The organism is Streptomyces sp. NBC_01232 (assembly GCF_035989885.1).
Lineage (GTDB): Bacteria > Actinomycetota > Actinomycetes > Streptomycetales > Streptomycetaceae > Streptomyces.
In genome coordinates, this window is sequence record NZ_CP108518.1 from 7134291 (window position 1) to 7154759 (window position 20469).

General features: G+C 71.3%; 17 protein-coding genes. 11 read left to right on the forward strand and 6 right to left on the reverse strand.

Features of this window, described 5'->3' with window-relative positions:
- Nucleotides 1-288 precede the first annotated feature (288 nt).
- The 6 genes from OG444_RS32925 (at nt 289) to OG444_RS32950 (ending at nt 8074) form a co-directional block, all read left to right on the forward strand.
- Nucleotides 289-1623, forward strand: a complete 1335-nt coding sequence (locus OG444_RS32925) for an ABC transporter substrate-binding protein (RefSeq protein WP_327265527.1) — start codon at nt 289-291, stop codon at nt 1621-1623.
- Nucleotides 1624-1712: 89 nt separating this feature from the next.
- A complete protein-coding gene (locus tag OG444_RS32930) occupies nt 1713-2606 on the forward strand; it encodes a carbohydrate ABC transporter permease (RefSeq protein ID WP_327265528.1) in 894 nt (297 codons plus the stop codon).
- Complete coding sequence (locus tag OG444_RS32935; protein ID WP_327265529.1) at nt 2603-3481, forward strand: carbohydrate ABC transporter permease; 879 nt, start codon at nt 2603-2605, stop codon at nt 3479-3481. The genes OG444_RS32930 and OG444_RS32935 overlap by 4 nt, the downstream gene beginning before the upstream one ends.
- A gap of 46 nt (nt 3482-3527) precedes the next feature.
- The gene (locus tag OG444_RS32940) at nt 3528-6551 is read left to right on the forward strand and encodes an alpha-mannosidase (RefSeq protein WP_327265530.1); all 3024 of its coding nucleotides are present in this window, start codon (nt 3528-3530) and stop codon (nt 6549-6551) included.
- A gap of 127 nt (nt 6552-6678) precedes the next feature.
- Nucleotides 6679-7314, forward strand: a complete 636-nt coding sequence (locus OG444_RS32945; RefSeq protein ID WP_327265531.1) for a VOC family protein — start codon at nt 6679-6681, stop codon at nt 7312-7314.
- A gap of 190 nt (nt 7315-7504) precedes the next feature.
- Entirely contained in the window at nt 7505-8074 is a 570-nt protein-coding gene (locus OG444_RS32950) for a GNAT family N-acetyltransferase (protein ID WP_327265532.1), read from the forward strand.
- 141 nt (nt 8075-8215) lie between these two features.
- Here the strand turns inward: OG444_RS32950 and OG444_RS32955 are convergent, their stop codons facing one another.
- Nucleotides 8216-8935, reverse strand: a complete 720-nt coding sequence (locus OG444_RS32955; RefSeq protein WP_327265533.1) for a hypothetical protein — start codon at nt 8933-8935, stop codon at nt 8216-8218.
- Between the two features lie 184 nt (nt 8936-9119).
- Here OG444_RS32955 and OG444_RS32960 point away from each other — a divergent pair, with 184 nt between their 5' ends.
- The 5 genes from OG444_RS32960 (at nt 9120) to OG444_RS32980 (ending at nt 14350) form a co-directional block, all read left to right on the forward strand.
- Complete coding sequence (locus tag OG444_RS32960; RefSeq protein ID WP_327265534.1) at nt 9120-11144, forward strand: NADPH-dependent 2,4-dienoyl-CoA reductase; 2025 nt, start codon at nt 9120-9122, stop codon at nt 11142-11144.
- A gap of 46 nt (nt 11145-11190) precedes the next feature.
- Nucleotides 11191-11604, forward strand: a complete 414-nt coding sequence (locus tag OG444_RS32965; RefSeq protein WP_327265535.1) for a PaaI family thioesterase — start codon at nt 11191-11193, stop codon at nt 11602-11604.
- Between the two features lie 85 nt (nt 11605-11689).
- Complete coding sequence (locus tag OG444_RS32970; protein WP_327265536.1) at nt 11690-12421, forward strand: DUF4839 domain-containing protein; 732 nt, start codon at nt 11690-11692, stop codon at nt 12419-12421.
- A 61-nt stretch (nt 12422-12482) separates the two neighbouring features.
- Nucleotides 12483-13847: an MFS transporter gene (locus OG444_RS32975; RefSeq protein WP_327265537.1), complete on the forward strand. Its 1365-nt coding sequence runs from the start codon at nt 12483-12485 to the stop codon at nt 13845-13847.
- Nucleotides 13848-13897: 50 nt separating this feature from the next.
- On the forward strand, nt 13898-14350 hold the full coding sequence (locus OG444_RS32980; RefSeq protein WP_327265538.1) for an SRPBCC family protein: 453 nt from the start codon (nt 13898-13900) through the stop codon (nt 14348-14350).
- Nucleotides 14351-14465: 115 nt separating this feature from the next.
- Here OG444_RS32980 and OG444_RS32985 read toward each other — a convergent pair whose 3' ends face one another.
- The 5 genes from OG444_RS32985 to OG444_RS33005 all read right to left on the reverse strand — a co-directional run bounded on the left by OG444_RS32985 (nt 14466) and on the right by OG444_RS33005 (nt 20202).
- Nucleotides 14466-16040 (reverse strand): alpha/beta hydrolase, encoded by a 1575-nt coding sequence (locus tag OG444_RS32985; RefSeq protein WP_327265539.1) that lies wholly within the window; start codon nt 16038-16040, stop codon nt 14466-14468.
- Nucleotides 16041-16229: 189 nt separating this feature from the next.
- Nucleotides 16230-16697, reverse strand: coding sequence for a hypothetical protein (locus tag OG444_RS32990; RefSeq protein WP_327265540.1), 468 nt, complete (start codon nt 16695-16697; stop codon nt 16230-16232).
- Between the two features lie 103 nt (nt 16698-16800).
- Nucleotides 16801-17799, reverse strand: coding sequence for an SCO0930 family lipoprotein (locus OG444_RS32995; RefSeq protein WP_327266997.1), 999 nt, complete (start codon nt 17797-17799; stop codon nt 16801-16803).
- Nucleotides 17800-17935: 136 nt separating this feature from the next.
- Nucleotides 17936-19387 carry an NADH-ubiquinone oxidoreductase-F iron-sulfur binding region domain-containing protein gene (locus OG444_RS33000; RefSeq protein ID WP_327265541.1) on the reverse strand — a complete coding sequence of 484 codons (1452 nt, stop codon included), beginning with the start codon at nt 19385-19387 and terminating at the stop codon, nt 17936-17938.
- Complete coding sequence (locus tag OG444_RS33005) at nt 19384-20202, reverse strand: hypothetical protein (RefSeq protein WP_327265542.1); 819 nt, start codon at nt 20200-20202, stop codon at nt 19384-19386. The genes OG444_RS33000 and OG444_RS33005 overlap by 4 nt, the downstream gene beginning before the upstream one ends.
- Nucleotides 20203-20469 lie beyond the last annotated feature (267 nt).

The following is a 20469-nucleotide window of genomic DNA, read 5'->3' on the forward strand; positions in this document are numbered from 1 at the left end:
CATTAGTGCGAGCCGCCGTGAACCGGCGATAAAAAGTCAAAGTTCGCCGGACTGGCTGCTTCGCCTCGAATCGACACCCTCCCCGACCGCCTTTGTACTAAAGCGCATTAGTGCAGCTCAAGATGGTGCCGGTGGGGGCCTCGGAGACATCCTCGGACCCGGTGCGCCATTCGGCACCAATGCGTCACCGGCCAGCCGCCTCCCCGCCTCATTGACGAGGTCTTGCTTCCGGACCACCGTGGGCACCGCCTCCGGCAATGAGGCCGGACTTCTGCGAAGGCGGCGACGATGACCCGTTCGAACCCGACCCGTATTGCTGCAGCCCTGCTGACGACGCTCGCCCTCCTGTCGACCGGAGCGTGCGGCCTGGGCGGCGGGGCCGCAGACACGAAGGAGGCGGAGAGGACGGGCAAGGTGGCCGGCGGGATCACCTTCCGGACCCTCCAGCTGAAGCCCACGTTCACGGCCTACGTGCAGGGGGTCATCGACGCCTTCGAGAAGCGCTACCCCGAGGTCGAGGTGAAATGGGAGGACGTGCCGGGCGACGGATACAACGAGAAGCTCGTCGCGGACGCCCAGGCCGGAGCCCTCCCCGACGTGGTCAACCTCTCCACCGACTCCTTCCAGCTCCTCGGCGACCGGGGCATGCTCGCCGACGTCGCCCGGCTCGACGGGGCGATGGCCAAGGAGTACGTGCCGGGCGCCTGGGAGCAGTTCAAGCTGCCCGGCAAGGGCGACAGCGTGTACGCCTACCCCTGGTACGTCACGCCGGAGATCCTCACGTACAACAGAGAGCTCTTCGAGAAGGCCGGTCTGGATCCGGACCGGCCGCCGACGAGCGTGGAGCAGTTCTTCGACTGCGCCGAGCGGATCGCCGCCACGTCCGGCGGCCGGTACTCCGCCTTCATGGCCGACCCCAAGGGCCGGCTGCCCGGGGACTGGCAGAAGATGGGCATCCCGATCCTCAGCGAGCAGCAGGACCGGTTCACCTTCGACACGGACAAGGCCGTCCAGTGGGTGGAGCGGATGAAGGACCTCTATGCCAAGGGCGCCATGCCCAAGGAGTCCCTGCTCAAGTCGGACGACATCAACCAGCTCTACGGCGGCGGCAAGATCGTCTTCGGGCCCGGCTCCCCGGGCTTCGTCAAGGACATCAAGCAGAACGCCCCGCAGATCTACGCCAAGACCCAGGTCGCCGGAGCCGTCACCGGCAGCCTCGGCCACATCGGCATCTACGCCCAGTCGCTCGGCATAAGGAAGGACACCAAGCACCTCGACGCGGCGGCCGAGTTCGCGCGATGGGTCACCAACGGCCCCAACCAGGTGGAGTTCTCCAGGAAGGCCACCATCTACCCCTCCAACGCCCGGGGCCTCGCCGACCCGTTCTTCTCCGACAAGGGCGACGGCAAGGACGCGGAGACCCTCGCCCGTGCGGTCGGCGCCGACCAGCTGAAGACCGCCGCGCTCGACGCCAACACCCCCGTCCAGTGGACCAACCAGGTCGGGGACGCCGTCGTGCGCGAGATGCAGAAGGCCATCAAGGGCGAGCAGGACCCCCGGACCGCCGTGCAGAGGGCTCAGGAGGCCGCGAACAAGCTCCTCGCCGCCGCGGCCGACAAGTGACCGGCGGCGCCCTCGGCGAACGGGTGCGCAGCGGCGGTGGGGCACACGAGCGGCGGCGCGCAGCGGGGCGGCGGCGCGCCCTGCGGGCCATGGAGACCGACACCGGGCTGGTCCACCGCAGGTGGTGGACCCCCTACCTGTTCCTCGCTCCGGGCCTCGTGATGGTGACGCTGTTCAGCCTCTGGCCGTTCGTCAACACCGTCGTCCTCTCCTTCACCGACGCCCAGATCCTGCGCGGCGGCGGCTTCGTGGGCCTCGACAACTACCGGCGTGCCTTCGCCGACCCCGACTTCTGGGTCGCGGCCGGCAACAGCGTGCTGTACCTCGTGGTCGTCGTGCCCTGCCTGGTCCTCCTGCCGCTGGCCCTCGCGGTCCTCGTCCGGACGGAGATCCCCGGCATCGGCTTCTTCCGCTCCGCCTTCTACACCCCGGTGATCGCCTCCGCCGTGGTCGTCGGGCTGATCTGGCAGTGGGTGCTGCGCAGCGACGGTCTCGTCAACACCGTGTTCCAGCGGCTGCACTTGATCACCGAGCCGGTCCCGTTCCTGACGGACTCCGCGATGCTGCTGGTCTCCGCGATGGTCGTGACCGTGTGGAAAGGCCTCGGCTACTACATGGTCTTCTACCTGGCGGCCCTCGGGAACGTCCCCGCCACGCTCTACGAGGCGGCCGCCATCGACGGCGCCGGACCCGTCCGCCGCTTCTTCAGCATCACCGTCCCCCAGGTGAAGCCGATGATGCTGCTGGTCGGAACCCTCTCCGCCATCTCGGCGCTGCGCGTCTTCACCGAGATCTACATCCTCGGCGGCGAGAGCGGCGGCCCCGGCGGCGGCGCCCGCACCCTGCCCTTCCTGATCCGCCAGGTCGGCCTCGGCTTCTCCGGCGAGACCGGCTACGCCTCCGCCCTCTCCATCCTGCTGTTCCTGCTGACCCTGGTCTTCAGCCTGCTGGGCCGCCGTCTGTCGAAGGGGGACGAGAGGTGAGCGCACCGACCGCTCCCGCCGGCGGGCAGCCGCCCCGCCGGCCCCCTTCCGGCCGCCGGCGCCGTCTGATCGGCCCGGCCGCGCGGTACGCCACGCTGGTGCTGATGCTCGTCGTCATGCTGGGCCCGATCGTCTGGCAGTTCCTGACCTCGATACGCGGCCGCACCGAGAACGTGTACGACGGCGTGCTGCCCTCGCAGCCCACCCTCGACAACTACGTCCGGGTCGCCGAGTCCTTCCCGCTGCTGCAGTACGTCGGCAACACCCTCATCGTCGCCGCCCTGGCGATCACCTCGAACATGGTCTTCGCGGCGATGGGCGGCTACGCCCTCTCCCGGGCCGCCTGGAAGGGCCGCCGGGCCGTCTTCACCGTCCTCGTGGCGACCCTGATGTTCCCCTTCGAGTCCGTGATGATCTCGATGTTCCTGACGGTCCGCGAAATGGGCCTGGTCGACACCCTCATCGGGGTCTGGCTTCCCGGCGCGGTCTCCGTGCTCAACATCATGATCATGCGGGCGGCCTTCCTCGCCGTGCCCAAGGAGGTCGAGGAGGCCGCGGTCCTGGACGGGGCGGGCGAATGGACCCGCTTCACCCGGGTCTTCCTGCCCGCCGCCAAGGGCGCCCTGGCCGTCGTCTGCATCACCAGCTTCATGGGCGCCTGGGACGACTTCCTGTGGCCCCTGCTGGTCCTCACGAACAGCGACAACTACACCCTGCAGCTGGGCCTGAAGACCCTGGCCGGCGCCACCACCGTCAACGACCAGCGCCTCGTCGCGGCCGGCGCGATGGCCGCGCTCCTCCCGATGATGCTCCTCTTCTTCGCCCTCCAGCGTTTCTTCTTCAAGGGCGTGGGCGAGGGAGCCGTCAAGACCTGATCCCACTGCCCGTCCGTACCGACCACCCTCCCCTGGAGCAGCCGTCATGCACGACGACCGCAGCATCACCGAGCACCGGCTCCGCCGCGTCCTCAAGGACCGCGTCAGGCCCGCAGTCCACTCCCGCAGAATCCCGCTGACCGTCGAGCGCTGGGACGCCCCCGGCGAGCCTGTCCCCGTCAGCGAGGGCCTCGCGGCGCGCTACGGGCCCTGCGCGGTCGGCGACCCGTGGGGCCCGGCCTGGGGCACCACCTGGTTCAAGGTCACCGGCACGGTCCCCGCGGACTGGGCCGGCCGTACGGTGGAAGCCGTACTCGACCTCGGCTTCGACCGCATGATGCCCGGCTTCCAGTGCGAGGGCCTGGTCCACCGGGCCGACGGCGGCGAGGTCAAGGCGCTCAACCCGTACAACGACTGGGTGCGCGTGGCCGACCGCGCCGAGGGCTGTGAGCGGATCGAGTGGTACGTCGAGGCCGCCTCCAACCCGGTCCTGGTCGACCACGCGGTCACCTACGAGGGGGACCTGCAGACCGCCGGCGACCAGCCCCTGTACCGGCTCGCCCGGATGGAGCTCACCGTCTTCGAGACGGAGGTCTGGGAGCTGGTCCAGGACCTGGAGGTGCTCTACGACCTGATGACCCAGCTCGACACCGCGGACGCCCGCCGGTACGGGATCCTGCGGGCCGTCGGCGCGGCCCTGGACGCGCTCGACCTCGCCGACGTGCCCGGCACGGCGCCCGGCGCCCGCACGTGTCTCGCCCAGGTGCTCGCCGCCCCGGCCAACGCCTCCGCGCACCACATCAGCGCGGTCGGCCACGCCCACATCGACTCCGCGTGGCTGTGGCCGCTGCGCGAGACGGTCCGCAAGGTCGCGCGCACCGCATCCAACATGGTCAGCCTGATGGACGAGCACCCCGAGTTCGTCTTCGCGATGTCACAGGCACAGCAGCTCGACTGGATCAAGACGTACCGGCCCGAGCTCTTCGAGCGGGTCAAGAAGAAGATCGCGGACGGACAGTTCGTGCCGGTCGGCGGCATGTGGGTGGAGTCCGACACCAACATGGTCGGCGGCGAGGCCATGGCCCGCCAGTTCCTCTACGGCAAGAAGTTCTTCCTCGACGAGTTCGGCATCGAGACGCAGAACGTCTGGCTCCCCGACTCCTTCGGCTACACCGCCGCGATGCCGCAGCTCGTCAAGCTCTCCGGCTCCAAGTGGTTCCTGACCCAGAAGATCTCCTGGTCCCAGGTCAACAAATTCCCGCACCACACCTTCTGGTGGGAGGGCATCGACGGCACCCGCGTCTTCACCCACTTCCCGCCCGTCGACACCTACAACTCCGACCTCGGCGGCGCCCAACTGGCCCACGCCGCCCGCAACTACCGTGAGAAGGGACGCGGTTCGCACTCGCTGGCCCCCTTCGGCTGGGGTGACGGCGGTGGCGGCCCCACTCGCGAACACCTCGCCCGCGCCCGCCGCCAGCGGGACCTGGAAGGCTCCCCGAAGGTCCGGATCGAGCGCCCCGACGCCTTCTTCGAGAGGGCCCACGCCGAATACGAGGACGCGCCCGTGTGGGCCGGTGAGCTCTACCTGGAGCTGCACCGCGGCACCTACACCTCCCAGGCCAGGACCAAGCAGGGCAACCGGCGCAGCGAATCACTGCTGCGCGAGGCCGAGCTGTGGGCGGCGACGGCCGCGGTGCGGGTCGCCGGGTACGCGTACCCGTACGAGGACCTGGAGCGGATCTGGAAGACGGTGCTGCTCCACCAGTTCCACGACATCCTGCCGGGCTCGTCCATCGCCTGGGTGCACCGCGAGGCGCGCGAGACGTACGCGCTGGTGCGCGAGGAGCTCCAGGGGATCACCCTGGCCGCCCAGCAGGCACTCGCCGGTCAGGGCACCGAGGAACTGGTCTTCAACTGCGCTCCGCACACCCGCCGCGGCGTCCCGGCCGGCGGGGCGGGCCGACCGGCCGCGGCCCGGGAGCCGGTCACCGTGGAGGAGCGGCACGGCGGCGGCCACATCCTGGCCAACGGCCGGCTGCTGGTGGAGATCGACGCCCGCGGACTGATCGTCTCGGTCTACGACCTCCAGGCGCGCCGCGAATCGATCGCCCCGGGGGCCGCGGCGAACCTGCTCCAGATCCATCCCGACTTCCCCAACATGTGGGACGCCTGGGACGTCGACGCGTTCTACCGCAACCGGGTCACCGACCTCGTGGAGCTCGACCGGCTGGAGGTCACCGGGCACGGGCCGCGGGCGGCGACCGTACGCGTGACCCGCTCCTTCGGGCAGTCGACCGCGGTCCAGCAGATCACCCTGCGGGCCGGGGCCAGGACCGTCGACATCGTTACGGAGGTGGACTGGCACGAGACGGAGAGGTTCCTCAAGGCCGCCTTCCCGCTCGACGTGAAGGCCGAACGGACGGCTTCGGAGACGCAGTTCGGGCACGTGTACCGGGCCACCCACACCAACACCTCCTGGGAGGCGGCCAAGTTCGAGATCTGCGCCCACCGATGGATCCACGCGGAGGAGCCCGGCTGGGGGGTGGCGCTGCTCAACGACTCCACGTACGGGCACGACGTGACCCGTGACGTCCGGGCCGACGGCGGGCAGACCACCACGGTCAGGCTCTCCCTCCTGCGCGCCCCGCGCTACCCCGACCCGGAGACCGACCAGGGCTCCCACACCCTGCGGTACTCGCTCGCACCGGGCGCCGGGATCGGCGACGCCGTACGCGAGGGCCACGCGCTGAACCTGCCCGAGCGCGTGGTCACGGGCGCCGGCCCGGTCGCCCCGCTGGTCGCCGTCGACGAGGACGCGGTGGTGGTCGAGGCGGTCAAGCTGGCCGAGGACCGCAGCGGCGACGTGATCGTCCGCCTCTACGAGTCCCGCGGCGGCCGCGCCCGGGCCACCCTCACGGCGGACTTCCCCGTGGCGGCGGCCGTGGAGAGCGACCTGCTCGAGCGGCCCCTGGCGGGATCGGCGGTGGGTGTCCCCACCCCGGAGGGCCGGGTCCCGCTCGTCCTGCGCCCGTTCCAGATCGTCACGGTCCGCCTGCGCCGCGCCTGAACACCGAGGGGTCCCGCCCCGGCCCTCGGGGCCGGGGCCCCTCGGTGGTGTCCCGCGGACGCGGACGCGGCCGGGGCGGCGGGCGTGGCGTCGGGATTTGTGCGGGTTGTCGGGTGATGATGTCGCAGTGCGACTAGATCACGTGTCCTATGCGGTGGCCCGCGACAGCTTCGTCTCGACCGTTCAGTGGATCGGATCGGCCCTCGGTGCCGGGTTCGTCGACGGAGGCGTGCACCCACGATTCGGCACCCGCAATTTCATCCTCCCGCTGAGCGGCGGCACCTACGTCGAGGTCGTCACCACACTCGACCACCCCGCCGCCGACCGCGCACCCTTCGGCCAGGCGGTCGCGCGCCGCGCCGCCGAGGGCGGCGGCTGGCTCGGATGGGTGGTCTCCGTCGACGACATCGCCCCGGTCGAGGCCCGCCTCGGCCGCACCTCGGCCGAGGGCCACCGTGTCCGCCCGGACGGGTTCGACCTGAGGTGGAAGCAGATCGGCCTGCTGGAACTGCTGGAGGAACCGCAACTTCCCTACTTCCTCCAGTGGCTGGTCCCCGACGCGGAGCGCCCGAGCGCCGACCCGCGCACCCCCACCACCATCCACGGGGTCTCCATCGCCGGCGACGCCGCGTCCATCGCCGAATTCCTCGGCGAACCGGCCGACCACCCCCTCGACCAGATCGACGTCACCTGGGTCGAGGATGAGGAACCGGGCCTGGTCTCGGTCGAGTTCGCCACCGCCAACGGCCCGGTCACGATCTGACGGGGGCAGACTGCCCCGTGTTGAAGTACCGAACCAACCAGGAGCGTCGGTCGGTCAACTGCTGGAATGCCGCGCCTCGTGGTGAAGTGCGGCTGCCGAGCGCTGCTCTTCAAAAGGCGTGGCTGGCGGGCAGTCGTGATGCGAAAATCGGGTCCGCAACTTGATCCACATTCGCGTCCCGGGGGTCCGCATGGATGTCGCTTCGCTGCTGCCGTTGACCACGGCCCGGTTGTCGCTGCGTCTGTTCACGCCCGGCGACGCCGACGACCTTCACGCCTACCAGAGCCTGCCGAGCGTGGCGCGCTACTTGTACCGGCCGGCGCACACGCGTGAGCGCAGCGAGCAGGCTGCCGCCGAGCGCGCGGCGCAGACGGCCTGGCGTACCGACGGGGACAAGCTGTCGCTCGCCGTCTGCCGACGAGATGAGCCCGGCGTCCTTGGCGAGGTGAGCCTCGCCCTGGCCGATGCCCGCGCCGCCCAGGCCGAGATCGGCTGGACTCTCGGCCCGGGTCACCAGGGGCACGGCTACGCGACCGAGGCGGCCGCGGCGCTGGCCGGGTTCGCCTTCGACACGCTGGGCGTGCACCGGCTCTACGCGCGGCTGGATGTGGAGAACACCGGGTCCGTGCGGGTCTGTGAGCGACTCGGGATGCGCCGGGAGGCGCACCTGGTCGAGAACGACCTCGACGGGGACCGCTGGGGCAGCGAGTACATCTACGCGGCGCTGTCTGCGGATCTCGGCAGTCGATCGGGCGATTGAGCTCGACGCCGCCGCCTGTTCGTGATCTTCCGCATGGGTCAACGATCCGATGAACGCAAAGACGCTGCCCAGGGGTGTCCAGGCCGATCGCGCCGGGCTCGCGGGCCCGACAAGATCCGAAAGAGACGGCCTAGACGCGCCTCAGGCCAGTTCGCTTCGCAGTGCCGCCAGCCGCTCGGTGTCCGACGGGAGTTCCAGGCCGTCGAGGAGGGCCAGGCCCGGGGCGGGGTCGATGCTCCCGTAGGTGTCGTGGTGGCTGCGCAGGACGGCGCGGAAGACCGCGTGGTGCAGGGCGGGCACGCGGGCGGCGGCGCGGAGGGCAGGGGCCTTCGCGGCCCAGGGCACCGGGCCCGAGTGCTCCAGGACCCGGCGGGCCCGGCGGAGCAGCGGCTCCGGGGCTCCGGGCTGTAGCCGTTCGCGGTCGTTGCCGAGGACCTCGGCGAAGGCCTCCTCGGCGGTCGGGGCGTATTCGAACCAGTCGAACCAGAGCGAGCAGGTGATCGCCTCGCACGCCGGCCCGGCCTCCAGCCGCCGGCGGTAGCCGTCCCACAGCAGGTCCGCCGGGAGCGGGCCCTGCGGGCCGAGGTGGGCCGTGTGGACCTGGGCGGTCACCAGGGGGTGCCAGCCGAGCAGGTCCATGAGTCCGAGGGCCACCCGCAGCCGGTCCGCGAGGTCCAGTCCCACGTCGGTGAAGGCCATCGAGCCGAGCCCGTTGCACAGGTCCTCCGAGGTGAGGATTCCGGCGGGCGGTTCCGCGTCGTACCAGGTGCCCTGACCGGTCCGGGTGACGCCGTCCTCGGCGAGCCAGCGCAGGGCGCGCTCGGCGTCGGTCGTGCGGTGTGTCGTGGGGTGCCCGGTCATCCCGCCGACGGTACGCGGGGCGGCGTGAACTCCGCCACAGGGTTGCCGGGAGCCCGGGCCCCGGGCCCGGGATTCCCGGGGGCGGGCGGCTCCCGGTCGCCGGATCCGGTTATGCACTTAGTTGCAAAACCGTCTTCTCCTCGCTAGAACAGGTTCATCACCCCCGCGCGAGGAGGCGCCCCACATGAGTTCCCAGAGCCGGTACCCGCACCTGCTGAGCCCCCTGGACCTCGGCTTCACCACCCTGCCGAACCGCGTGATCATGGGCTCGATGCACACCGGCCTCGAAGAGCACCAGGGCGGCTTCGAGCGCCTCGCCGCCTTCTACGCCGAACGCGCCCGCGGCGGCGCCGGCCTGATCGTCACCGGCGGCATCTCCCCGAACGACGCCGGCCGCCCCTTCGAGGGAGGCTCCCGCCTCACCACCGAGGACGAGGCCGCCGAGCACCGGGTGATCACCGAGGCCGTGCACGCCGAGGGCGGGAAGATCGCGATGCAGATCCTCCACTTCGGCCGCTACGCCTACCACAAGGACCTGGTCGCGCCCAGCGCCATCCAGGCCCCCATCAGCCCCTTCGTCCCCAACGAGCTCAGCGACACCGAGGTCGAGCGCACCGTCGAGGACTTCGTCCGCGCCGCCCGCCTCGCCAAGCTCGCCGGCTACGACGGCGTCGAGATCATGGGCTCCGAGGGCTACCTGGTCAACGAGTTCATAGCCGCCGCGACGAACAAGCGCACCGACCGCTGGGGCGGCGCGTACGAGAACCGCGTCCGCTTCCCGCTGGAGATCGTCCGGCGCACCCGCGCGGCCGTCGGCGAGGACTTCATCATCGTCTACCGCCTCTCCATGCTCGACCTGATCCCCGGCGGCTCCACCCTCGACGAGGTCGTCCACCTCGCCAAGGAGATCGAGGCGGCCGGCGCCACCATCATCAACACCGGCATCGGCTGGCACGAGGCCCGCATCCCCACCATCGCCACCTCCGTCCCGCGCGGCGCGTACACCTGGGTCACGAAGCGGCTGATGGGCGCGGTGAGCGTCCCCCTCGTCACCAGCAACCGCATCAACACGCCCGAGATCGCCGAGGAACTGCTCGCCGACGGCCGCGCCGACCTCGTCTCCCTGGCCCGCCCCTTCCTGGCCGACGCCGACTTCGTGGCCAAGGCCGCGGCCGGCCGCCCGGAGACCATCAACACCTGCATCGGCTGCAACCAGGCCTGCCTGGACCACACCTTCAGCGGCAAGATCACCAGCTGCCTGGTCAACCCGCGCGCCTGCCACGAGACCGAGCTCGTCCTGTCCCCGACGCGGACGAAGAAGCGCGTCGCCGTCGTCGGCGCCGGCCCGGCCGGTCTCGCCTGCTCCGTCTCGGCCGCCGGACGCGGCCACGCCGTCACCCTCTTCGAGGCCTCCGGCCACATCGGCGGCCAGCTCGACGTCGCCCGCCGCATCCCCGGCAAGGAGGAGTTCGAGGAGACCATCCGGTACTTCGGCACCCAGCTCGTGGAGTCCGGCGTCGAGGTCCGCCTCAACACCCTCGCCGACGTGGAGACCCTCCGGGGCTACGACGAGGTCGTCGTCGCCACCGGCGTCACCCCCCGCACCCCCGACATCGAGGGCGTGGACCACGCCAACGTCGTCAACTACCTCGACGTGCTGCGTGACGGCGCCCCCGTCGGCGAGCGCGTCGCCGTCGTCGGCGCCGGCGGCATCGGCTTCGACGTCGCCGAGTTCCTCACGGACAGCGGCGAGGGCGCCTCCCAGGACCCCGACGTCTACTTCCGCCACTGGGGCGTGGACACCGGCTACGCCGGGCCCGGCGGACTCACCGCCCCCGAGCGCCCCGCCCCGCCGCGCCGGGTGCACCTCCTCCAGCGCAAGACCACCAAGGTCGGCAAGGACCTCGGAACCACCACCGGCTGGATCCACCGCGCGGAACTCAAGCACCGCGGTGTCGTCTCCGTCGCGGGAGCCACGTACGACCGCATCGACGACAAGGGCCTGCACATCACGGTCGGCGGCGAGCAGCACCTCGTGCCCGCCGACACCGTGGTCCTGTGCACGGGCCAGGAGCCGCGCCGCGACCTCTACGAGGCCCTGCGCGCGGCGGGCGTCGCGGCCCACCTGATCGGCGGCGCCGACGTGGCGGCCGAGCTCGACGCCAAGCGGGCCATCAAGCAGGGCACGGAACTCGCCGCCGGCCTGTGACCGAAAGGGGATTGTGGCGGTCCGCCCGGACCGTCACAATCGCCCGGTGACGATCTCACCCGCAGACGCAGACAAGATCCTTGTCCAGAACTTCGCCCCCTGGGTGCTCGCCCTCGGACTGACCGTCCAGGAGACCGGGGAGCGGCACGCCGTACTGCGGCTGCCCTGGTCCGAGGAGCTGGCCCGTGACGGAGGCGGCCTCTCGGGCCAGGCCATGATGGCGGCCGCGGACACGGCCACCGTCATCGCGATCTCCGCCGCGCGCGGCGGCTACGGGCCGATGACCACCGTCCAGCAGTCCACGAGCTTCCAGCGGCCGGTGGTCGGAGCCGATGTACTGATCCATGTCCGGGTGACCAAGCTCGGCAAGCGGATGGCCTTCGCCGACATCACCCTGACCCCCGAGGGCGCCGAGGACCCGGCGGCCACGGCCTCCACGGTCTACGCCCTGCTCGGCTGACGACCGGTCGTCCTGCTCCTCGCGCAGTCCCCTATGCTCGCGGATCAGCTGGTATGGAAAGTTCATTCAGGGGGCGCGGAGCCGCATGGCCGACGAGATCACCTACGAGTACAAGACCGTGCAAACCGTTCGCGGCACCAACGGTCGGGTGATCTCGAGGATGCAGGGGGACGGCTGGGAGCTCGTCGGACAGACCCAGGGCATGCTGCGCTCCACGCTCGACTTCCGGCGGCCGAAGAAGCCGGTGCCGCGGCTCGTGATCGGAGCCGCGGCCGGCCTCCTCGTGCTCCTTGCCGGCGGCATCGCCGTGGGCGTGGCGCTCGAAGACGGAGGCGGGAAGAAGGACGGGGCCGACAAGCCGGCGGCGGCCACCGCGAGCGGAAAGCCGTCCGCGCCGTCGGCTCCCACCGCGGCCGCGTCGGCGGCCGCCGAGGTGATCACGTCCCAGAACAACCCGGAATTCGCGGCGCTGCTGCAGACGCCGGACTCGTGCGACGACGTGAACCGGGACTTCGCGGCCAAGTACAGGGGCAGGACGGTCGCCTTCGACGGCTCGGTCGTGCACGTGGCACCCCACCGTGCCGACGCCACCCGCTACGACATGCTCCTGGGCCCCGGCGACGAGGGTCCGAGGACGGTGATCGGACCGGCCTTCAAGTACGAGGACGTCACCACCGCGGACCTGAAGCCGGCGGGCCGGGACGCCCCCGCCACCGTCCGCGCGGGCGACAGGTTCCGCTTCGTCGCCGAGGTGGGCGAATTCAACGTGAAACAGTGCCTCTTCTTCCTCGAACCCGTCTCGGCGGAGACCCGGTAGCCGAAAACGCGTTGGCGGGCGCCGGACCGGCTCGCCTACGCTCCCGCCGACGGCCGACCACGTGGGCGGCCGACGGGCACGGGGGAGCGGGACCATCTCGGCGGAATCCACAGCTTGTGATCCACTGCCGCCGCTGCGGCGGAACAAGGACTTCAACGTCTTCTGGCTCGGCCAGGCGCTGTCCGTCCTCGGCGGGTCCGTGTCGTTGCTCGCGCTTCCGCTGCTCGTCCTCGACGCCACCGGGTCCATCGTCCAGATGGGCCTGGTCACGGTCGTGTCCGGTGCCACCGCCATCGGCACGGGGGTGTTCGCCGGGTACGTGGTCGACCGGGTGGACCGCCGCAGGCTCATGATCGTCTGCGATCTGGCGCGGGCCGTGCTCCTCGGCTCGGTCCCGCTCGTCTGGTGGGCCGCGGGGCCACAGATCTGGCTCCTGTACGTGCTGACCGCGCTGGCCGCCGTACTGAAGACGCTGTTCGACGTCTCGTACGTGACGGCCATCCCCAACCTGGTGCGTACGCAGGACCTCACGGCCGCCAACGGACGGCTGATGGGCACCTTCGCCCTCGGGACCCTGCTCGGGCCGGTGGTGGCCGGCTTCCTCACGGCGGGCGTGGGCGCGGACTGGGCGCTGGCCCTGGACGGGGCGACCTTCCTGGTCTCCGCCGCCAGCCTGGGATGGGTGAGATTCACCGCCCGCCCCGCCGGGGAGGCGGCGGACAAGGCCGGGAGCAAGGCCGGGAACGAGTCCGGGGCCGGGGTGCTCCGGGAGATGTTCGTGGTCGGCTTCCGCTTCCTGTGGGGCCACCCCCTGCTGCGCCCGCTGACCGTCCAGCTCACCCTGCTGACCTTCGTCACCATGGGCGCCACCGACCTGCTGATCTACCGCGTCCAGCACGACCTCGGCCGGGACGCGGCCACCCTCGGCTACGTGATCGCCGTCAGCGGGGCCGGGTCCGTCGCCGCCGCCCTGAGCGCGGGCCGGCTGCGCCGGGTCCTCGGCTTCGGCACGTGCTGGCTCGCCTCGATCGCGATGATCGCCGTCGGGGTGACGGTGACGGGCGTCAGCCGCAGCGTGCCGGTGATCGCCGCACTGGCCGCCGTCTTCATGTTCGGGATCACCCTGGGCGGGATCTGCACCATGACCCTGCGTCAGGAGGTGACCCCGGACCATCTGCTCGGCCGGGTCACGTCCGCGTTCTGGACCGTGCACAACGCCTCGGGCCCGGTGGGCGCGGCGGTGCTCACCCTGCTGGCCGCCCGCCACGGGGTTCCGGCGGTCAGCCTGGCGGGCGGGGCGCTGTGCCTGCTGATCCTCGGCGGCGGGCTGCTGACCCCGCTGCGCGGCAACCGCCACGGCGCCGGTGCCGACACGGCCACCGGCGCGGAGCAGGAACCGGCCGCCGGGCCGTCGGCGCGCGCCTAGGGTGCCCCTCTGGGATCGTTGATCACAGGTAGTCGCACCGAGGAGCGGACATGTCCGGACAGTTCGAGGCGAGTGTGGAGATCGACAGGCCCGTGGAGGCGGTCTTCGCCTATCTCGCCGACGGGCGGCACGACCCCGAGTTCAGTCCGCGCGTACAGGAGATCACCAAGAGCCCGGACGGCCCCACGGCCCTCGGCACGGTCTTCCGCAGCACGGTCAAGGACGCCGGCATGAAGACCGGCCGTGAGTTCCGCATCGTCGGCTACGACCCGCCGCACCTGATCCGCTGGACGGAGCAGACCCGCAACCTCGTCACGGCGGAGGGCGGCTACGACCTCGAGGGCCTGCCCGGTGGCCGCACGCGCGTCCGGATCCACAACACCCTCACCGGCCACGGCATCGGCAAGCTGCTCGTCGGCCTCGCGCTCGGTGCGGCCCGCAAGGACGCCCCCGACTTCGGCCGCCGCATCAAGGCGGCCGCGGAGGCGTCCCTCCCGGGCTAGACCGACCGGGGTCCCCCTGATTCCCCTCGCGGCCCCCGGAGGCCGTGCAGAGGCCCTCCAGGGGCTCTCCCGGGCCCTTACGGAGCCCTTACAGGGCCTCTCGGTCCGACCGGCGTCAGAACCTGCCGGGGACGGACGGGAACGGCAGCGGCTTCGACGGCGCCGTCGATCCGCGCCGCTCGGCGGCGGCCGGCGGGTTCTGGCAGGTCACGTCCTGGGCGGGCAGACGGCCCGTGGACAGATACGCGTTGACCGGAGCGTTGGCGCAGGAGGTGGGGTCGACGAGGTACACGCCGTGGCCCTCACCGCCCGCCGCCAGCACCATCCGCGAACCCTTGAGGGCGCGGTGCAGGCCCTGGCCGCTGACGAGCGGGGTCTGGGAGTCCCACTCGTTCTGCACCGTCAGCACATCGGCCTTCTTGTGCATCGGCGTGGCCGCCTCGACCGGCCGGTCCCAGAAGGCGCACGGCTTGATGTTGGACGCGAAGTCCCCGTACAGCGGGTACTTGGCCTTGTCCTTCACCGCGTCCCGCTCGTACTGCTCGGAGTACCGCGGCCAGCTGCCGGTGTCCCCGCAGACCACCGCCCAGAACACGGCGGTGCCGTTGTCCGAGGCGGGCTCGGCCGCCGCACTGCCGGTCAGCAGCCGCTTGAGCTCCGGCAGGTCCGCGCCCGCGGGCAACGGCTTGCCCTCGGCCGCCGCCTTGAGGGCCACGACCATGGGGGTGGCCTGCGTCGGGTAGAAGAACGCTCCGCGCGCGGAGCGGATCATGTCCCCGTCGACCTTCATGCCGTCGAGCTCGATGGGCTCCTTGTCGGCGCGTGCCACCAGACCCCAGAACGTTTCCGACACGGCCTTCGGGCTGTCGCCCAGCCCGTACTCCGCCGAGCGCTCCGCCGCCCACTGCGTCCACCGCGCGAAGGCCGGCTCGGCCTCGGTGGCCCAGACCTGGATCATGCCGCGCCAGATTCGCTGCGGGTCCACACCGCTGTCGAGCACGAAGCGGTCCGTGCGGTCCGGGAACATCTGCGAGTACACCGCGCCGAGGTAGGTCCCGTACGAGTAGCCGATGTACGAGAGCTTGCGCTCGCCCAGGACCGCACGGATCGTGTCCATGTCCCGGGCCGTGTTGCGCGTGGTGATGTGCGGCAGAACCGAACCGGCCTTCTCACGGCACTTGTCGGCGACGGTGCGCGCCCACGTCACGTCGGAACCGAAGGTCTCCGGACGGTAGGCGCGGTCGAAGTTCTGCTCGGTGTCGCTCAGTCCGCAGCTGATCGGGCTGCTGGCGCCCACCCCGCGCGGGTCGAAGCCGATGAGGTCGTACTTCTCCCGTACGTCCTTGGGCATCGCATCGTTCATGAGCAGCGGCAGGTCGAGACCGGAACCGCCCGGGCCGCCGGGGTTGAGCAGCATCGCGCCGTGCCGCTTGCCCGGGTTCTCGCTCTTGATCCGGGATATGGCGAGGTCGATGGTGCGCCCGTCGGGACGCCGGTAGTCGAGCGGGACCTTGAGCGTCGCGCACTCGTACGAGGCCGGCTGCTCGGGGCTGCAGCGGTGCCAGGCGGGTTTCTGCCGCAGGTGGTCCGCGGCCGGGGCGGCGGAGGCCTGCGTCGCGGAGAGCAGGGGCACGGTGGTCGCGATGAGTCCGGCGGCGGCGAGCAGCGGTGCGAAGCGTTTCAGGCGCACTGAGCCGTTCCTTTCGGTGAAGTCGCTTACGCGTCCACCTTGTTGCACCTGAAGCCCGGCCGAATCATCCCGAAGGGTCGTGCTCTGTGCTCCTCACGAACGAGCCGACAACAGGACAGGTGGCCGACACGCCGCAGTCGGCCCCCGGTGGTGCACCGGGGGCCGACGTGTGCGGGTGGTCCGGGAGCCTCAGTGGCTCCCACCGTGCTCTTCACCGGATTCCAGGGTGCCGCCGAGCCGTCCGCGCAGTGCCGTCAGGGCCTCCGCGGTCGGCGCGGTGACGACCCATCGGTCCCCGACCAGGTAAGTGCCGCCGTACATCCGGGCCTCGGTCAGCCAGGAATGCAGTCCCTGCTCCGCGGCGAAGGTGACCATGCGGTAGACGACCTGCCCGGCCTCACAGCCGCCCTGGCGCAGTTCCTCGGCCTCCACGTTCACTTCGGCCGTGCAGCCGATGGCCGTGGCGATCTCCTCGAGGGACTTTCCGGGCGTCTTCGGCGCGGACTTGTCCGCCCCCGCCGAGGTGTGGTGCGTCTCCGCCTTCGCCTTCGCGGTGCAGCCGACGCACAGCAGCGCGGCGATGCACACCGCGGCGACGGCCGGAAGCGACGGGCGGATCCGCCGGGCGCGGCCCGTGCGGCGGTCGGTGGACGGCATGGCGACCTCTCTGGCTGATGGGGGAGGGGCCGTGGCGCCCGGGTGGGGAGGTACCCGGGCACCACGCGTTTCGGGGGGAGGACCGGTGCGCCGCAGGGGGGACCTAGCCGACGACCTTCGCCTTCTTTCCCTTGTCGGTGATGGCGAACCAGAGGCCCTTGTTGTTGTGTCCGGTGGTGTCACCGGGTTCCTTGTCCCCGGTGAACGAATAAACCGGCCAGCAGTCGATGGTCAATTGCTCGGTACCGTCGGGCCGCTTGACCTTTCCGATCAATTCGGGGGCGATTCCGTTTACCTTGTCCTTGTCGACCGGCTTGGCGGGCTTCCAGGTGTCGGTGCAGGCGTCCACACAGCCGATCTTCATCGGCCAGGCGCTGTCCTTGTCGAACCGGTAGAGCGTCTTGCCGTCCGCGTCCTCGACGAGGGTTCCGAGTTCCGCGTTCTGTACGGCGTTCAGTTCGCCGCCCTTCGCCGCGGCGTCCGTCTGCTCCTCCTCCTTCTCCTCCTTCTCCGCCCCGGCGTCCGCGCCCTTGGCCGCACCGGCCGGCTTGCCGCCGGGCCCCAGCACGTGCCAGGTTCCGCCGACGCCCTCGCCGAGCGCGTCGCCCGCCTTGGCGTCCTTGGCGTAGCGGTAAACGGGCCACCCCGCGATGGTGAGCTGCTTGGTGCCGTCCGCCCGGTCGACGGAGCCGAGGAGTGCCTCGTCGATCCCCGCGCTGACCGAGGCGCCCTCCGCGGCGACCGCGGGCCACGCCGCGGCGCAGTCCCCCTCGCAGTTGGACTTGGGGGGCTTGGGGGTGTCCTTGTCGAAGCGGTAGAGCGTGAAGCCCTCGCTGTCGGTGACTCCGGCGCCCAGGCCCTGGACCTCGCTCACCTTCAGCTGTCCGGCCGGGCCGGTCTTGCCGGCCTGGCCCACGGGGACCGCGCCCGAACCGCTTCCGGCGCCGCCGCCGTATACGTCGCCGTAGGGGGATCCGACCTGTTTGCTGTCCCCCACCGGCTGGACCGTGTTTCCCTTTCCCCCGTAATTGTCCGAGCTTCCGCATGCGGCCGTCATCATCAGTACCGCGACCGCCGACCCGGCGAATATCTCACGACGCATTCTCTTCACGATCTCTCCTTCAGGTTCGGTTCCGCGTTTCCTTGCCCCCGGTAATTGATACGGGGCCCGCAGCGGCGGAAGCGGATATCCATGCGAATTTGTCAGATCGCGCCAAGATTGAACCCGGGGTATTGGTTCAGTCCTGGATGCGCAGTGCGAGGGCCGGGCAGCGCCGCACGGCGCGCTGCGCCTTCTGCCGCAGCTGCGCCGGTACGGGCATGGACGCCTGGGCGGGGAAGCCGTCCAGGTCGAGCCGCACCACGTCGGGCAGGACGTCCACGCACAGCCCGTGCCCCTTGCAGAGCGTCCAGTCGACCACCAGCCGTTCCGGACTCACCTCGTCCTCGGGCAGCGGAAGGGCGCCCAGCACCCGCCTGCCGCAGCCGCTGCCGAGCGCGTGGTCCCGGAACTCGTCCGGGAAGGTCCTGAGTGCCGAGGCGACGAAGGCCGAGGTGCCGTCGGGATGGCTGCACGCGCCGCGCTTCAGCACCGCCTTCATCCGCAGCTCCAGCATTTCGAGGGCGGGTCTGCCCCCGCCCCGGATGGCGTCGTCCAGTACGTCGGCTATGGCGGGCAGCCCCCGTACGCAGGGGCCGCACTGGCCGGCCGACTCCTTCGCCATCCAGCGGGTCACCCGTGCCACTTCGCCGGCCGGGCAGGTGTCCATCGGCAGGGGCAGCACCGCCCCCGCCCCAAGCCGCGCGCCGAGCCGGTCGAGCGACTCGCGTGACACCTCGGCGGCGCGCGCGGACGCGGGGTCGAGCCACTTGCCGTGATAGCCGCCGACCAGGACGCCCTGGCCCGGATCGGTGCCGCACAGTTCCAGGATGTAGGAGAGCGCGGCCCCGCTCGGCGTCTCGACGACCGTGGAGCCGGCGACGGTGAGCAGCACGGTGCCCGGCTCGCTGGGCAGGCCGGTCGTACGGTAGTCCAGCGCGCCGAGCCGGGCGGCGACGGCGAGCTGGGCAAAGGTCTCGGTGTTGGAGAACAGGGTGGGAAGGCCGTTCAGACCCCGGTCACTGGTGCGCACCTTCTGTCCCGAAGGCAGCGTCGGGCCGCCGTTCAGGCCGTTCACGTGCGCCGTTCCCTCTCCGGTGACGAAGCGCTCGGGCAGCCGCGTGATCTGCACCCGACGCCCGGCCGGGCCGCGTTCCGCCACGGCCTCCCGCAGCGACTGCTCCACGTCCCCCCGGGTGACGCCCACCACGACGTCCTCGGAGTTCAGCGCGGCGGCGGCCAACAGGGCCCCGTCGAGGACCAGGTGGGGAGCGTGCAGGAGCAGCGCCGTGTCCTTGAGGCAGCTGGGCTCGCCCTCACTGCCGTTGACGACGACCGCGGTCTGCCCGGTCCCGGCGCGTGCCGATCGCATGACGGCACGCACCTTCTTCGCGAAGGGGAAGCCGGCTCCGCCGCGGCCGCGCAAGTCGATGTTGTCCGCGAGGTCGACGAGTTCGTCCGGCCGGTAGCGCGGCAGCGAGCCGTGTGTCGTCAGATGGGCCACGCGGTCGAGCCGCGCGGCCTGGTCGAGTCCGGCGAGGAGCCGGGGGGCGCCCACGCAGCCGAGGCTGGGGCGCGTGTCGTTGCTCACATCCACTGCTCTCGGCTGATGAGCGTCTCGGCGTCCGCAGTACTGCCGGCCCGGCTCGGTGCGTACACGGCGGTACGCGGCGGCTGTTCGGGCAGGGGCGGCAGGAGGGGTCCCGCGGACCCCGCTGTGACCGCCGCGGCCGGCCGCGAACCCCGCCGCGGCCGGGGAACGGTGGCCTTGAAGGGCGTCTGCGGCACGGGCTGGGGAACGGGCGGCCGTGAGGCCGCGTCACTTATCCGCATCCTGACGCGCAGCACGAGCACCCCCGCGATACCGAGGAGGCACAGTCCGTACGCCACGGTCACCCAGGTGTCGGCGGCGCGGCCCGACTTCAGTCCGTGTACCAGTGAGGCGCCCCACGCCGGATAGGCGCCGAAGTGCAGGGCACGCCACAACAGCGAGCGCCGCTTGGCGGCGAACACACTGCGGGTCGCACCCGAGATGGCCACCGCAAGGAAGAGGTAGCCCGCGAGGGAGCCGAGCCCGACCAGAACGGGCCGGGCGTCGTCCGTGAACGGCACCATCGCGGAAGCCGCCGTCGTCCGTTGTTCCGCGACCTTGACCCAGATGTGCAGGGCCAGGAAGCCGAGGCCCGACACGGCGAGGCCGCGGTGCGCCCCCTGGGCGAGCAGCCGGTGGCCCGAACCCAGGATCACCCGGTCGGTCGCGGCCAGTCCCCAAAGGACGGTGGCGGTGAGAGAGACGAGCGATATGACGCCCGCCCCGAAGTCGAGAAAGTCCCAAAGCTGGGTGAGGGCGCCCGCGCGGGCAGCCACGGTGATGGCCACGATGGCCGCGCCCACGGCGCAGAGCACGCCGGGGCTCAGCCTTCCGGCCTTGGGCAGGAGGGAGGGCCGTCGCAGGGCCCTCCTTCCGGCCGTCGGAGCCGCTGCCGCGTGACGGCTTCTGCGGCGGGCTCTGTGTGAGCTGGGCATGTGAGGCTGGGGCAGGGGCATCCAGTTCTCCTGTGCGCCTGGGCTCCGAGCACTCCACCTGGCGCTCGGCACCCGGGGGTTGTTGTCGTCTGTGCCCGGCAGCGCTGTGAAACTCCGCGCCGGCCGAGGGAACTTGGGGCCGGAGTG